Source organism: Streptomyces sp. NPDC028308, from assembly GCF_055565855.1.
Genome location: NZ_JBVHTO010000008.1, coordinates 53780 through 67085, shown reverse-complemented (window position 1 = coordinate 67085; position 13306 = coordinate 53780). Strand labels below are relative to the sequence as shown.

General features: G+C 70.3%; 8 protein-coding genes. 4 read left to right on the top strand and 4 right to left on the bottom strand.

Annotation, left to right across the window (positions count from 1 at the left end; all coding sequences use genetic code 11):
• Positions 1 to 60 precede the first annotated feature (60 nt).
• The gene (locus ACZ4VA_RS19225; RefSeq protein ID WP_468082181.1) at positions 61 to 654 is read left to right on the top strand and encodes an Rv1733c family protein; all 594 of its coding nucleotides are present in this window, start codon (positions 61 to 63) and stop codon (positions 652 to 654) included.
• A 175-nt stretch (positions 655 to 829) separates the two neighbouring features.
• Here the strand turns inward: ACZ4VA_RS19225 and ACZ4VA_RS19220 are convergent, their stop codons facing one another.
• The 4 genes from ACZ4VA_RS19220 to ACZ4VA_RS19205 form a co-directional block, all read right to left on the bottom strand.
• Positions 830 to 1453 (bottom strand): DUF305 domain-containing protein, encoded by a 624-nt coding sequence (locus ACZ4VA_RS19220; RefSeq protein ID WP_468082179.1) that lies wholly within the window; start codon positions 1451 to 1453, stop codon positions 830 to 832.
• 60 nt (positions 1454 to 1513) lie between these two features.
• On the bottom strand, positions 1514 to 2449 hold the full coding sequence (locus tag ACZ4VA_RS19215; RefSeq protein WP_388904941.1) for a DUF1996 domain-containing protein: 936 nt from the start codon (positions 2447 to 2449) through the stop codon (positions 1514 to 1516).
• Between the two features lie 521 nt (positions 2450 to 2970).
• Positions 2971 to 5835: a M48 family metalloprotease gene (locus ACZ4VA_RS19210; protein ID WP_468082176.1), complete on the bottom strand. Its 2865-nt coding sequence runs from the start codon at positions 5833 to 5835 to the stop codon at positions 2971 to 2973.
• Positions 5832 to 6440, bottom strand: coding sequence for a hypothetical protein (locus tag ACZ4VA_RS19205; RefSeq protein WP_468082174.1), 609 nt, complete (start codon positions 6438 to 6440; stop codon positions 5832 to 5834). Before ACZ4VA_RS19205 ends, ACZ4VA_RS19210 begins: the two co-directional genes overlap by 4 nt.
• A gap of 948 nt (positions 6441 to 7388) precedes the next feature.
• Between ACZ4VA_RS19205 and ACZ4VA_RS19200 the strand changes: the two genes are divergently transcribed.
• The 3 genes from ACZ4VA_RS19200 to ACZ4VA_RS19190 all read left to right on the top strand — a co-directional run bounded on the left by ACZ4VA_RS19200 (position 7389) and on the right by ACZ4VA_RS19190 (position 13299).
• Positions 7389 to 9182, top strand: coding sequence for a hypothetical protein (locus tag ACZ4VA_RS19200; protein ID WP_468082172.1), 1794 nt, complete (start codon positions 7389 to 7391; stop codon positions 9180 to 9182).
• Between the two features lie 101 nt (positions 9183 to 9283).
• Positions 9284 to 10660 carry a hypothetical protein gene (locus ACZ4VA_RS19195; protein ID WP_468082170.1) on the top strand — a complete coding sequence of 459 codons (1377 nt, stop codon included), beginning with the start codon at positions 9284 to 9286 and terminating at the stop codon, positions 10658 to 10660.
• A 38-nt stretch (positions 10661 to 10698) separates the two neighbouring features.
• On the top strand, positions 10699 to 13299 hold the full coding sequence (locus tag ACZ4VA_RS19190; protein ID WP_468082168.1) for a hypothetical protein: 2601 nt from the start codon (positions 10699 to 10701) through the stop codon (positions 13297 to 13299).
• The last annotated feature ends 7 nt before the right edge of the window (positions 13300 to 13306 follow it).

The window sequence follows — 13306 nt, the reverse complement described above, 5'->3', positions numbered from 1 at the left end:
CATGCGGGGACGGCCCGCCCGATGCACCTTGAAGGGGGACGACCCGGGAGGTGCAGTCCGATGCCGGAGGCGGAGTACGCGAGGACCAGGCGCCACCTCATGTGGCGGTGGCGGAGCAATCCGCTGCGGCGGCACGCCGACGTCGTCGAGGCAAGGGTCGTCGTGGCGGTATGGGCGGCCGTCTGGCTGGGCGGAGCGTTCGTCGGCACGCTGACGGCGGACAGCATCGACCAGTCCTTTGCGGAGCGGCGGGCCGCGCTACACGCCGATCAGGGAGTGCTCCTGGAGAGCACGATGGACGCCGTCGCGATGGCGGAGGGACCTCAGCGGATCAGTGTGCGGGCGCAGGTCCGCTGGACCACCTCGGACGGCGCCACGCATACCTCCCGAGCCTGGGTCGACGCCGGTCGGAAGGCGGGTGCGACCGTGCCCGTATGGACCGACGGCCAGGGCCGGCTCACCAGGGAACCACCTTCGGCGGGTGAGGCGGCGGCGGAGTCGGCCTTCCTGGGGGCCGGCGCGGCTGTTGCCTTCAGTGGCCTGACGTACGCCGCCGGACGGGCCGTACGGTGGCGGCTGGACCGCCGACGCTACGACCTCTGGGCGCGGGAGTGGGAACAGGTCGGGCCCCAATGGCGACGCCGGACGATGTGACCGTGTTCGCGCCGGGGCGTGATCGCCGATGAGCGGCGGGACAGTCGGCCGGTGGGGGATGGGCCGCCTGGAGGCTGGGTCGGGGCCGGGCCCTATGGTCTCCAGGCCGCGGTGATCGTTTCGCCGAGGAGATTGCCCGGCCTGGCGAGGAGCCTCGAACGGCAGGGCAGCGCTCTCAGAGGCGGCCAAGGTGGCGCAGGGCTCTTGCGGCGTCCGCTCCCGCCTTACGAGCGGTTTCGCGCACACCTGCGCTTGCCTCAGCCTCCTGAACGCTTGAGGCCAGCTTTCGTACCTGGCTGTAGTGGTCGTGCAGGGCGGACCGCGCGAGGAGGTCGAAATGTGCTCCGCGGGCGCTCTCCAAGGCTTGCAGCTCGCGTTCATCCACCATGCCGGGCATGTCGTGGCCCTCGTGCGGGTTGTTGTCGGCTGCGCCTCTGTCCGCGAGCAAAGCGCGCAGGGAGGAGAGCTCGGCTCTATTACGGTCCGAGGTGCCGACGGCCCAGGCTTTGAGGTTAGTGCTTGAGCCCTGCTCTGGTACCAGTTCCAGGATCCGTTGCGTCTGACGGTCCATGGCCAGCATGAGCTGTATCCAACCGAGATCGGTGGCGTTGAAGGTCGTCGTGGCGGCAGGATGGCCCTGGGGCCGACCGAGGCCAGGGGAGGGCGGTCCGGGGTCAAGCGTTGAGGTCTTGGAGGGAACGGGTTGCCCTGAGGAGTGGGCACACCCCGACACGCTCAGCGAGCAGAACAGAGCGGCGGCGAGGGCCTTACCTGCTCCAGCGACGATGTTTGTCGTCATCGCTGTTCCTCTCTTCTCCGTGCTCTGACGTGTCGGGGGCTGGGCGCCTTGGCTCGACGATCAGGAGGGGTTGCCGTCGGCTCCGCACTTGACGATGGGGTTGATGCAGTTCGTGACCCTGCGGGCGAGTTCGTTCTCGGGCCACGCGTTGAAGAAGTCACCGTGCATGGTGTACCCGGGCCCCGAGGCCAGCCGCAGGCCCTGTGTGGAGCCTGATACCGGGTAGCGCAGGACCTGGCGCAGCTTCGGTACGGGAACGGGGTGGCTGGCAGGGCACTCGCCGTTGACTGGGTAGGACATGTGGCTCTTGTGGTCGGCGGAGTCCAGGTCCCTGCCGTTCCAGCACTGAGGGAAGTCCAGGTAGGACTCCATCATCGAACCCGCAGGGCAGGTCACGAAGTCCTTGGAAGGGTTGACCTCGCCGTGGTGCAGGCAGGACCAACGGGCGATGGAGGTGGGGTCGTTGGTGCCCGTGGCCTTGGCGTTTCCGGCTACGATCCGCAGTCCCTGCGGGAAGGGGCGAATGCGCTGGATGACGTCGTCCCGGACACCTTCACCGAGGTAGTAGAAGGTGGTGCCGGTGGGTTCCACCGGCTGATCGTTTCGGTAGAGCGTCGGCACCCAGTACGAGGACGTGTCTACCGCCGGACTGCAGGTGGACGACGAGCCGAGTAGATCCGTGACGTCCGTGTGAGCGTTGGTCACCCGACTCCCGAAGAAGCTGTGCATGTGGGAGGCGCCGGGAAGGCCGGGGAAAACGATGGGGTCGTCGGGCAGTCGGTGGCTGTAGGGGCACTCGGCGAGGAACTCTGCGACCCGGATGACCTGGGCGCCCTGGGGAGTGGCGTTGAGTTCGCCGGTCTTGGGCTGGGGACCGGACGAAGGGGCGCCGCTGTACAGAGCGGCGAACAGAAGACCGAGTGCGGCCAGGGCCGTCGACCAGGCGCGGTGCTTCCGGCGGCGGTCCGTGGGAGGGCGTGGGGGATTCCTCAGCACAGCACTCCTCCTTGTGAGAAGAGGTGGGGGATGTTTGCCGGGACCGGTTCCGGTACCGGTTCCGGCCCTGGGCTGAGTGAAGGGCACCTGTCATGTAGGCGTCAATACTTCTCGTAGTGATTGGTACGGTCCGACTCCCGAGCGCCTTCAACAAATCAAGCCGGACGGAAGGCTGTCGGCTCGGTCGTCCTGGTGGAACATCTACGGCGCGGCATGGCTGAAGGGGTACCCACCTGCACCTGAGCGCCCGGGTGGGAGCGCGAAATTTGGTACGTGCCGGCACTGCCTGTGCAGTTCCGCTCCTTCCCTCGCAAACCGGCAACTCGTCGCCACCAGCCGAGGCAGCCGCATCCGGCGCCTCGCCCGCCACTGGCCCCGGACCGGCGAGGTCACCACCAGGCTCGGACCTCTTGCACGACGGTCGAACCTCGGCTGACCGGACGGTGGGTGACCCGCGGGGCATGGTCACGGGCGAGTCGAAGGCGCGCTCGCGTCGTGTCGCCCACGGGGCGTGGGCCGCCTTACGTCCACTGCCAAGTGGACAGCATGACGTCCAAGTGGCGTGTGGTGTCCGCGAAGTTGTTGTCGTGGTCGGTGAGTTCGAGGCGTAGTTGCTCGCTTCCCCTCTCGATCAGGACGACGTGTAGGTTCTTGTCCGGCACGTCCAGGACCAGTGCCCGTGCTCCGGCGACCGTGGTGCGGTGTCCGCCCTCGGCCAGGATCGAGGCGGTCACGTCGTCGATCGGCCAGCGCGTTGTGCGGCCGATCCATACCCTGCCTCGTTGACCGAAGCCCGGCCTGAGCAGTCCCATCTGCGCCTGGACCGTCCTCTGCCCGGTCACCGGGTGCGCCGCGGCGCCAGTGAACTCGTACCAGCCGGGTGCCAGGTGCATACGGAAGTCCCCGCCGTCGACCCACCCCCGGTCGCCGATGCTGACCCCGGCCAAGTACGCCGGATCGACCCGGCTGTGCTCGACGAGCGTGACCGCTCCCACCGACAAGGCGCCGGCCGTGGTGAGGGCCAAAGCGGCACGGTGCCACGGAGATGTCCACCGGCGTTCCCGCGGCCGATCCCGGGCCGGACCGGCGCCGGCCCGGGCACCACGGGCGCGAAGGGCCCGCTCACGCAACGCGGAGCACGGCAGCAGCAGCACCGCGGTGGCCACCGCGGTCCAGCCGAGCAAGACCTGGACGACTACCCACATCCCGGCTGCGACGGGGGGTGCGAGACATCGCCGGGCGGACACCGGTCCCTCAAGGACGTCGACGCAGTTGCCGAGACTCGGCTGTGCGATGACGACCGCCGCCGCCGCGGCAACGGACGCCGCGGCTGTCAACAGCCCGTGAAGGAGCGGCTGTCGTCCAGCCCGTGCGGTGGCCACCAAAGCGGTCAGCACCACGGTGGCGACGGCAGCGGCCATGTGCAGGAGGTAGAACCGCGTGAAGAACTCGGTGTGCCAGCGTTCCGCCAGAGTCAGCCGGTGGCCCAGCGCCGAGGTCAGAAGCAGGAACACCACCAGTAGCGATACTCCGGTCACGCCGATACGTAGAGATCTGCGAACCTCTCCCGCCGCTGTTGTCGCTGTCGGCGGTGGCCCAGGCCGTACCAAGGGCGACGGGGGCGTGCTCGACTTGCGCCACAGCACGGCCGGGACCGACAGCGCCGCCATCACGGCTGCCATGGTCAGCAGCAACGGTGCCAGCCCGGTCGTCACTACGAGGGAGATCAGCGTGACCGGAGCGTTGTAGGACGCCGAGACCCTGAGCATGTTCAGTGCCGGGTTGTCCGCCAAGCCGACCACGGACTGGCCTACGAGGACGGCTTGCGTCAGGAAGGTGTAACTCACGGCGGCCAGGGCGACCGCGCACGTGAGCGCACCGGGCATGTGCCGTCCCGAGTACGGCACCGTCCTGCTCGCCGTCATCCTGTGCCAGTACGCCACCGCCTCGGCGGTCAGCCTGGGTGCAGGCACGGAAGCGAGGAGGACGAGGAGGATCCATCCTGGAATCCAGGCCAGCAGATCATGCGCGTCCGTCCAGACGATGAACGAGTCGGGCGAGGCGAGGGGGCCCAGCACTGTGCCGGTGGCCAGCCCGAGACCGTAGGGCCACATGCGGCGGGGAGCAGCTTGGGGGTGGGCGGATTCGTACCGCCAGCGGCCCACCACGACGACCGCCGCCACCAGGACGCCCGGGACCGCGCTCATCCACAACGGCACGAAGACGATGTTGCTCAGGATGGACAGATTCCGGAGTCCCATCAGGGTGACGGTGGCCGTGAGCCCGGCGCCGACGCCACCCCAGTATCCGAGTCCGAAGGGCAGGCTCGTCCCCGCAAAGCGCCGTGCTCGCTCGGCCGGTGTGGGGTGCAGCGTACGCAAGCCGGCCCCCACTCGGTGGCGCGGCGCCGGCATGTCTCGCAGCACACGGGGCAACGCGCTGGTCCTTCCTTCCCACTCGGCGACCCGCGCGTCCGCCTGAAACTCGCGCGAGCGTACGAGCGAGGCCAGGAGCAGCAGGGCGAGGACGCCCAGTAGCAGAGCCTGCGCAACGGGACCGAGGACAATGAGGCGCAGCGGACCGGAGTTGAGGAGGCGGTTCACCGAATCCGCCCCGAGCACCATCCCGAAGGACGCAGTGAAGGTGAGGGCGAGGTAGGTGGGTTCGACGTCCCGGTTCCGCAGGTGAGCCAGTTCGTGAAGGACGACCGCGCGAAAGGCGGCCGGGTCGGTCTGGTAGCGGACCACCAGGCCAGTGCTGATGGCCAGTCTGCGCCTTCGGGGCAGTCCGAAGACGAAGGCGCAGGGCACCGCGTTGAAGGGTTCGAGGCGAAAACGCAGACGGTTCACGCCGGCGAGCCGTCGCAGCCGCTCCAGTTCCTCGAGCAGGTCGGCAGCGTCGGCGGTGGACAAGGAGCTCAGCCGGCGACGCCGCTCGTGCCACGCGGGATGGACCAGGTAGAGCAAGAGTCCTGCGCCGAAGACCAAGCCCAGGCCGCCGAGTTGGTACGAGAGCAGACGACGCTGCGTCGGTGCCATGCACCGCCCCCACTGAGCCGCTCGTTGTGCTTCGCCCCGGGATGCGTCGATGGCCGTGTGCAGATCGAGTGGACCGGTCGGCGGCTTGGCCGCACCGCTTTCGCCCATGCGCTCCAGGCAGCTGGTCAGGACCCGCCCGTGCTGCCGTGCCTCCGCGCTGGGAGTGAGCAGCGTGGAGAGGAACACCGAACAGGAGAGCGTGATCATGATGAGCAGCAGGACGAAGAGGAAGGTGGTCTCTACGGGCGGCCCGGACCCGCGTCGGCGGCGCATGGGCCCCGGTTCCGAGATGACCGTCACGGGCGTGCCGGTCGGGTCCTCCGTGGCGGCTCTTTCCTGCTCGCTCATGCCGCGTCTCCCGTAGTTTCCTCGTCGGCGAGCGGCTGGCAGGGTCCCTCCGGGGCGCCCTCCTGGTCAGCGTGGTTCGGTGCCGGCGTGGCCTCCTGCGCCGTCGGGGCGTCGGGTGCGGCCGTGGTGTCCTGAGGGCCCTGAAGGGCGCCGACTACGGCATTCGCCATGAGCCACTGCTGCTCCTCGGGCAGGCCCATGGCTCCGGCCTGCTGCAGGATCCGCCGGTGCACTTCCCGCAGATGTTCGGGGCTGAACGTCACGGTCGGATCCTCACCGGTGTCCGTGCCGAAGCGTGCGCGCAGACCGTTCAGCAGTTCCTCGGCCCGTGCGCGCCCTGCTCGCACCATGGCTCCCGCGGCCTCTGCGCACAGCGTGTCCCACAGGCGTCGGCAGAGTTCCAGCGCCACCGGGCTCAGCAGTGCCACCGCTGTCTCGACTCCGATGCCGAGCAGCGTGTCCCGGCCTTTGCGGTCCAGTCGGATGCCCCGCCTGAAGTACTCGTCCCGCATCACCCGGAAGGCCGGCAGTTCGCCAGGCGCCCCGTCTGTGACGACTATGTGCGCGAGCGCCCCGACGACGCGTCGGTCGTTTTCCGGCAGCACTGTCGACAACCTTCACCCCTCCCAGGGAGACAGCTGGTGAAGCCGTCACGGTAGGAGGCCGGGCGCACCACTCGGGAGCTTTTTTCTATAAGGGCTCACAGCGGGAGCACTGGTGATATGACGTGATGTGATCTGCTACGTGAGCACGGGCAGGTTTCGGATACGTGCCATGAGGCTGCGGCCCACTGCTACCCGGTCACACGACACGTCCTCGCGCCCACTGTCTCGTGGCCCTTTGCGAGCACATTCTGCGCGCTTTCGAAGAGTTGCAGCCCGAGCGCCGACGCCGTGTTTGCCCGGCTGCTGCTGACCAAGCCGGCCTTCCGGAGGGCGCGACTGCGCTCCGAAGCCGACGCGGCTGAGATGCCGAGCCGTAGGGCGAGTTCGGTGGTTGTGCATCCGGATGGATACGGCATGGAAGCCGCCCCGTCCAGCGCGGGCGACTTGAGGACTACCCAGTAGTGGCGCCCGGGAAGGGGGCTGGCCCAAGACGGCGACCGAGCAAGCCGGTGTTCGATGGCGTATTTGCGGGGCACCGAAGCCGTAAGAATCGAAATTCAACGTGCATTCCGATCAATTGTTCGGCATGAGAATGGATATTTCAGTGGTCTGGACGAATGTTGTTGAAAGGCTGGCGAAAGTCCTGCGCCGGTCATCACTCGGCGAATAGTGTGACGCGTAAGCGGAGTGGGGACTCCGGGGGAACATTGATCAGACCTGCGTGTTCGCGCATTGGGCCGTCATGGGTCCGAGGCGGGGTGCACCGCGTGGTCCGGCCGCGTCGGCGACGTACCGGAGAGCGCAGCGGGGGCGGGGGGAATCGTGCTTGGGGACCAGGTCAGAGACGGCGGAAACGGAAATCTGCGTGCCGCGCTACGGGTCGCGGACCTGCTGGACGGGGATCGGGCGCAGCACGGATCGGTTCCCGCGGTACCTGAACGGGGCGCCGTGACCGATCTGTTCAGCGGCGCACTGCCCACGCCCCAGGTGTGGCGACGCGCATGGCACGAGGTGCTGACCGCGGAAAGCGCCCGCGTCACGACATCGGGACTGAGCTGGATTCTCACGTCCTTGGCCCGCGAAGCTTTTCCGGCACTGGAATTCCTTGAGATCGGCTGCGAGCGGATCCGGCTGAGTCGTCTGTCGTACGGCTCGGACGGAGCGGAGGCGGAGATCCGTACCGTCGCCGAAACCGTCTGGACCGACCTCGTGCCGGCAGCCGACGGGCTCCCCGACGGGCGGCTGCGACGACTGCTTCTGCTGGCGGGCGGTACCGACGGCACCTGCGTCACCCCCCGCACGGCGGCCTACGTCACGTCCTCACCGGCCCGAACGGCCGCCGGTCCGGGCGCGGGTGCCATGAGCCCGGGGGCGGTGCCCGCAGACCTCGCGGCGAGCCTCGGCCGGCATCTGCGAGCCTTCGTGCGCCAGTGGGCGGCCCGCTCGGCGCCACTGGTGCTCGTCGTCCGCGCGGCGGGGTGGTCACCTGTCGAGCGGGCGGCGGAGGCGCTGAACGAGCAGGATGAACCGCTTCTGCGCCTGCGGCTGCCGGTCCACTGGCCGCAGACACCGGGCGACCTCGTCGCCGGGCTGCCCCTGCGGCACCCGATCTGGCTCGCGGGCGCTCACATCGACGGTACGTCCGGCACCGTGGGACTGGTTCGGCGGCTGCTCTTCCCGGCCGGCAGCCGTCCCGCTGAACCCGCCGCCGGTCCCGTCGTCCGTGTGCCCGTGGCGGCGCCGCCCGGTGCCGCCACCGCCGGGCACAGCGTGGCAGCCGTCGTCTCGGCGGGCGAGGGGGAGCCGCCGTCCCGGTGGCGGCCCGTCCGGGTGGACCGGCTCGAGCTGTCGCCCGGTGCCCGCGTGACCCTGGGCTACCGGCTCACCCGCCCGGGCAGGGTTGAGTTCGACTACGAGGGCCGCCACGAGTCGGAGACCTCGCCCTGGGCCGCCCTCGCCGTACACACGCCGCGACGGCTCTCCCGGCCTCGCCCCGTCGACCTCGTTCTCGCGGTGGAGACTGCCGGCCCGCAGGCCGACGGGGGCGTGGCCGTGGAGGAGCGGCTGCAGGAGGCGACAGCCGTCGTCGCGGCCGTGCGGGATGCCGTGGGAGACGACACCGTCCTCCGCGTGGGACTGATCGGCTACCGGGACCACGCGCCGCTCGACCGGCGCCACCACAGCGACCCACTCGTGCACCGGGTGGGCCTGTCATCCGCCACGTCGGCCGCGAAGGAACTCGCCGACTGGCAGCGCACCGCCCTGCGGCACGACTTCGCCACGGGACTGGAACACGTACCGCACGAGCTCGCCCACTGGAGCACGGTCTGGAGGCCGGAGAGTCATCGGGTCCTCCTGGTCCTGGGCTCCCGCCCCCCTCATCCGCACAGCCGGCCGCCCCAGGTCCTGCGGCGCGGCGCGGCCGTGCGCATCTGTCCGGACCGTGTGGAGTGGGAGAGAGCGCTGGAATCGCTGCGCCACTACGACGGCGTGCACTGCGTCGCGGTCGTCGACGAGCCGTCGTGGATGGACCGCCTGGCGGGTGAGCCCCACCTCGCGCAGTGGGCGGACCGGGCCTGGGACCTGTTCGGCGCCGAAGGGCGCTTCGCCGCGGGACACGACCCCCGCTTCATCGCCTCCGCCGTCGCCGCGCCCGCTCTCTGCCGGCCCGAGGACGGCGCACCGATCCGCCTCGTCGTGACCGACGGTGCGGGCGGGGACTGGCTGCCCGCGACCGGCTGAAAGACCGGAACACCACCGCGCGCCAGGAGCGCGCGTACCCAACAACCACCGTGCGGCGGGATCCCGTTCCGCCGCCCGCACCGGGGGAGCCCACCATGGTCATGGACGGCGAACGAGCCGAGCGCACCGGCGACGACAAGCCGCAGCGGAAGAAGCACGACAGTGCGGACGAGGGGCCGTTCGCCGTCTGGGACCCGTCGACGCTGGTCGGTGGCCGGGCGGCGCTGCCACCGGCCGCCGGCGCCCCTCCCATCACGGCGAACGGGGCGCCCGCCGCACCGGCCGTCCCGGCCCCTGCCACCCCGCAGGACGACAAGGCGCGGGCACCGGGCGCGCCGCCCGCGGACACGGGGCCCAGGAGGGAGGCCACACCCGCGGTCTTCGTGGAGGCGCTCGACAAGCCCTCGCGCGGCGATAAGCGGGCCAAGGCCGAGACGAGAGCGCTCGCGGACCAGCCCGTCCGCCACGAGACCGGTCAGCCCGGCGCTGAGAACCCGGTGTCCGCGCCGGAATCGACGATCACCCTCTGGGGTGGCATGGGCAGCGGCAAGTCGACCCTCTTGGCAGCCCTCTCCCGCGCCGTCCAGGACCCCATGTACGGCAAATGGAGCATGTGGCCCGAGGACCACGCTTCGCAGAAGTTCCTCAGCGACCTGGCGCACATCCTGTACCGCGAGCGGACCTTCCCGAACGCCACCCTTACCGAGCAGCGCCCTGTCCGCTTCACGTTGGCCGGCGACCTCACCGGGACCCGGTTCTCGCGCGGTGGGCGCAGGCGGTGGCGGCGCGGCGGCGAGCGGAGCGAGACCACGGAGTTCAAGGTGACACTCCGCGACCTGCCGGGCGAGGCCTTCGACCTGCGGTCCCAGACCGGGGCGGCGCTGGGCGGCAAGCTCATCAAGGACCTGGGTGCCGCCCGCGCCATGGTGTACGTCGTGGACCCCGTACGTGAGTGGCAGGTCAACGGCGACGACGGGCCGCTCGGCGACGACGCCCGCCAGAACGCCGACTTCTTCACCGACGTCCTCGGCGGCGTGGCCACCGAGGTAAACATGCGCGGCGAACGGCACGGCAACCAGCTGCCGCACAGCATCGCCGTCTGCCTCGCCAAGTTCGACGACGACCGGGTCTTCCGTTTCGCCTGCGAACAGGGCAACGTCCGCCTCAATCCGCGCACGGGCCAGCCCGAAGTGATGGACGCCAAGCGCCTGTTCGACGGGCTGTGCCAGGCGTTCCCCCAGGGCAGCCTGCGGGAGATCCAGCAGCAGATCGAGTTGTTCTTCGCCCCCGAGCGCGTCGGCTACTTCGTGTGCTCCGCCGTCGGCTTCTGGATCGACCCGGAGCGTGGCTTCGACTTCGAGAACCCCTCGCTGGTCAATCCCGTGGAGGACGCCGTACGTCTCGTCGCGCCGCCCCGTCCCGTGAACATCCTCGAACCCTTCCTGTTCCTGCGGGGCCTCGGCCCCCGGCAGACCTGACCCCGGCACCGTACGACCGCACGAGAGGAGACCACACCATGCCACCGGGACTGACGGCTGACTGGGCACTGTGGGGCAAGGAGCCCGGGACCAACAGCGGTTACCAGGTGCTCGCGGCCTGTCCGCGCGAGCGCAGCGCCGAATTCAACACGTCCGTCCACCACTGGTCACCGGGCACCCCCGCACGCGGCGACCAACTCCCGTGGATCACCATCGGACCGGGCAGGGCACCGGACGGGACCGACACGGTGGGCGTCTTCCTCCTGGACGGCACCGGCACCGTGGACCGGACGAACCGGCCCATCTACCGAATCGTCCATTTCGCCGTGGACGCGGCCACCGTCGGTGAACTCGGCCTGAGCTGGCACGCGTTGGCCGAAGCCGCACTCGAGACCGCGCCGAGTCTGCCGACGCCCCACGGCGAACCGGCGCAGCTCTTCGTCGAGGACAACAGCCGGTTCCTGGAGCGTGCGCGCAGCGTCTTCACGGACCGGATCACCACGGGCAGCGACTGGCTCGCCGCGGCTGCGGCGTACCTGCTCGACGGCACGGTGGTGGTGACGGGGGACCGCAATTACAAACCGCTCGAACTGCTGCACGTCCTGGACTGTGTCGTCGCGATGCTGCCCGCCGGCGTACGGCGATCCCTGTCCGCCGCCACGGGCAGCTCCTCCGGATCGCAGGTGCCGATGCGCCTGTACTGGGGTGCCGACGATGGGAGCCCGGGAGTCAGGTGCCTCGCCTGGGGCGGCGGACTGCCCGACCTGGACGGTCTGTCACCCGCAGCCCGCTCCTACTTCGACCTGCTGGTCCGAGCCTGGCAAGTGCACGGCGGTGAGCGCGTCGTCGCGCACCTCGCCGGCTCCCGCGGGCTCCTCGACATCGACTCGGCACACGTGCACGCGGACGCCCTGCACATCCTGTCCCGCCTCAACCCCGGGCTGGCCCTGGCACAGGAGGTGCGCCAGGGCCGGGCGGTGGACAACGAACGTATCGACGAGGCTCTGCGCCACGACGTGTTCGACCCCGCCTCGGTCGCCGTGCTCTCCCAGGCGAAACTGGCCGGACTCTCCACCGATCTCGGCAGCATGGCCCGCCACCTCCCGCAACCCGAGGTCTCCGAGGCGTTCTGGAACCAGATCGTCGACGACCTCCTCGCGGGAAGTGTCGACAGCGCGCGCAGCAGGTTCGAGTCCGTTCGCCAGGAGACCCCCGACACCCGGGAGGGCCGGCGCCCGCTGGACCGGGCTCTGGCCTCGGTCGTCGACGAGGTGCGGCGACATGCGGCGACGGGCTCCCAGGACCCGGTGGTCGACCAACTCCTGCCCACCATCGACCCGTTCACCCCGGGCACGATGGAGTTCACCCAGTCCCAGCTCCGCACCCTGCCGGGGCTGGCAGCGCGACTCGTCGATGCCGTGTGCGCGGAACCCGACCCCGCGCCACGCGTCCTCGCCTGGCTGCGCTGGCTCGGCGACGACTCGGCCCCCGAGCTGGTCGGCAACCCGGAACTCGCGCTGCTCTACCATCTGTTGGAGTCCGGGAGCACGAGGTCCGAGCTCTCGAAGAAGTGGACCGAGGCCCATCCCCAATCCGCCGCCCGCCTGCTGGCGGCCGCGGGGGCGTGCGGGCACGCCGACGATGTCCTCGGCAACGGCTATTTCCACGGCCTCGTCTCCTGCGCGCTGCGGAACAGTCCGGCCAGCCCGTCCGGGGACTGCGCCCGGACGCTGCTGCAACGCGCACTGGAGCGGCCGCCGTACGGCGCACGGGCCGAGACCGCGGCTCGCTGGGACGTGCTGTGCGCACTCACCGGCAGGTTGCCCGCCGCCTTCGTCGCACTCGCCCGCGCACCCGAACTGCCGGGCTCCGCGGGCATCAGCACCCGGCTCACCGGTTACGCCTCCACCCTGCACGCGGAGCTCGAAGCACCCGCCCTGCGGGCGCACGTGCACACGATCGTGGACGGACTGCTGAAGGAGGTCCTGGCGGTCGACGAGGACACCGGCAAAGGCCCCGCGGACACCGGACGCGATCTCACCGTCCGCCTGTTGGAGCGGCCCGGTCCGCACGTCCCGGCCGTCATCGAGGCCGTCGAACGGCTGACGCAGCAGCCGCACTGGGACGAGACCGAGCAGGACGCGCACTGGCTCGCACGGATCGCCGAGCGCCGGCCGGAGCTGGCGGCGGCCCTCAGCCTACGCACCCTGCACCGCGCCGCCCGGCAGGCCGGGGACACACCTGAGGACTGCAAGGCGCTCGCCGCGCAGCTCTACACGGCCCGCCGCGAGGGCGCGGGCCACGACCAGCTCTACGTGCCGCTGTGCTTCTGGGCGCGGCGGGGGCTGACCGGTGAACGGGTCCTGGACGTCCTCCTCGCCTACCGCGACGTGTGGGAGTCCTACGGCGGCCGTTCCCGCGCCGACGACGAGCACAGCCTGCTCGAACGCGCCCTGAGGCGGGGACCGGACACCGAGCTCTGGGACGCCTACCTGCTGTACGCGATCGGCTTCCTGAAACGGCGCAGCGCCACGTACGCCCGACAGATGCAGGAGCTCATCGGCAAGCAGAGGCGCAACGAGGACGAGATCGGGAGGCTGCGAAGACTCGACGCCGGCCTCTCCCACTCCCGTCCGTAGGCACCGC

What these genes read in the sequence shown, in the direction of transcription:
- ACZ4VA_RS19210 (WP_468082176.1), bottom strand. Translation starts at nt 5,835, where the DNA reads ATGAGCGAGCAGGAAAGAGCCGCCACGGAGGACCCGACCGGCACGCCC.
- ACZ4VA_RS19220 (WP_468082179.1), bottom strand. Translation starts at nt 1,453, where the DNA reads ATGACGACAAACATCGTCGCTGGAGCAGGTAAGGCCCTCGCCGCCGCT.
- ACZ4VA_RS19225 (WP_468082181.1), top strand. Translation starts at nt 61, where the DNA reads ATGCCGGAGGCGGAGTACGCGAGGACCAGGCGCCACCTCATGTGGCGG.
- ACZ4VA_RS19190 (WP_468082168.1), top strand. Translation starts at nt 10,699, where the DNA reads ATGCCACCGGGACTGACGGCTGACTGGGCACTGTGGGGCAAGGAGCCC.
- ACZ4VA_RS19195 (WP_468082170.1), top strand. Translation starts at nt 9,284, where the DNA reads ATGGACGGCGAACGAGCCGAGCGCACCGGCGACGACAAGCCGCAGCGG.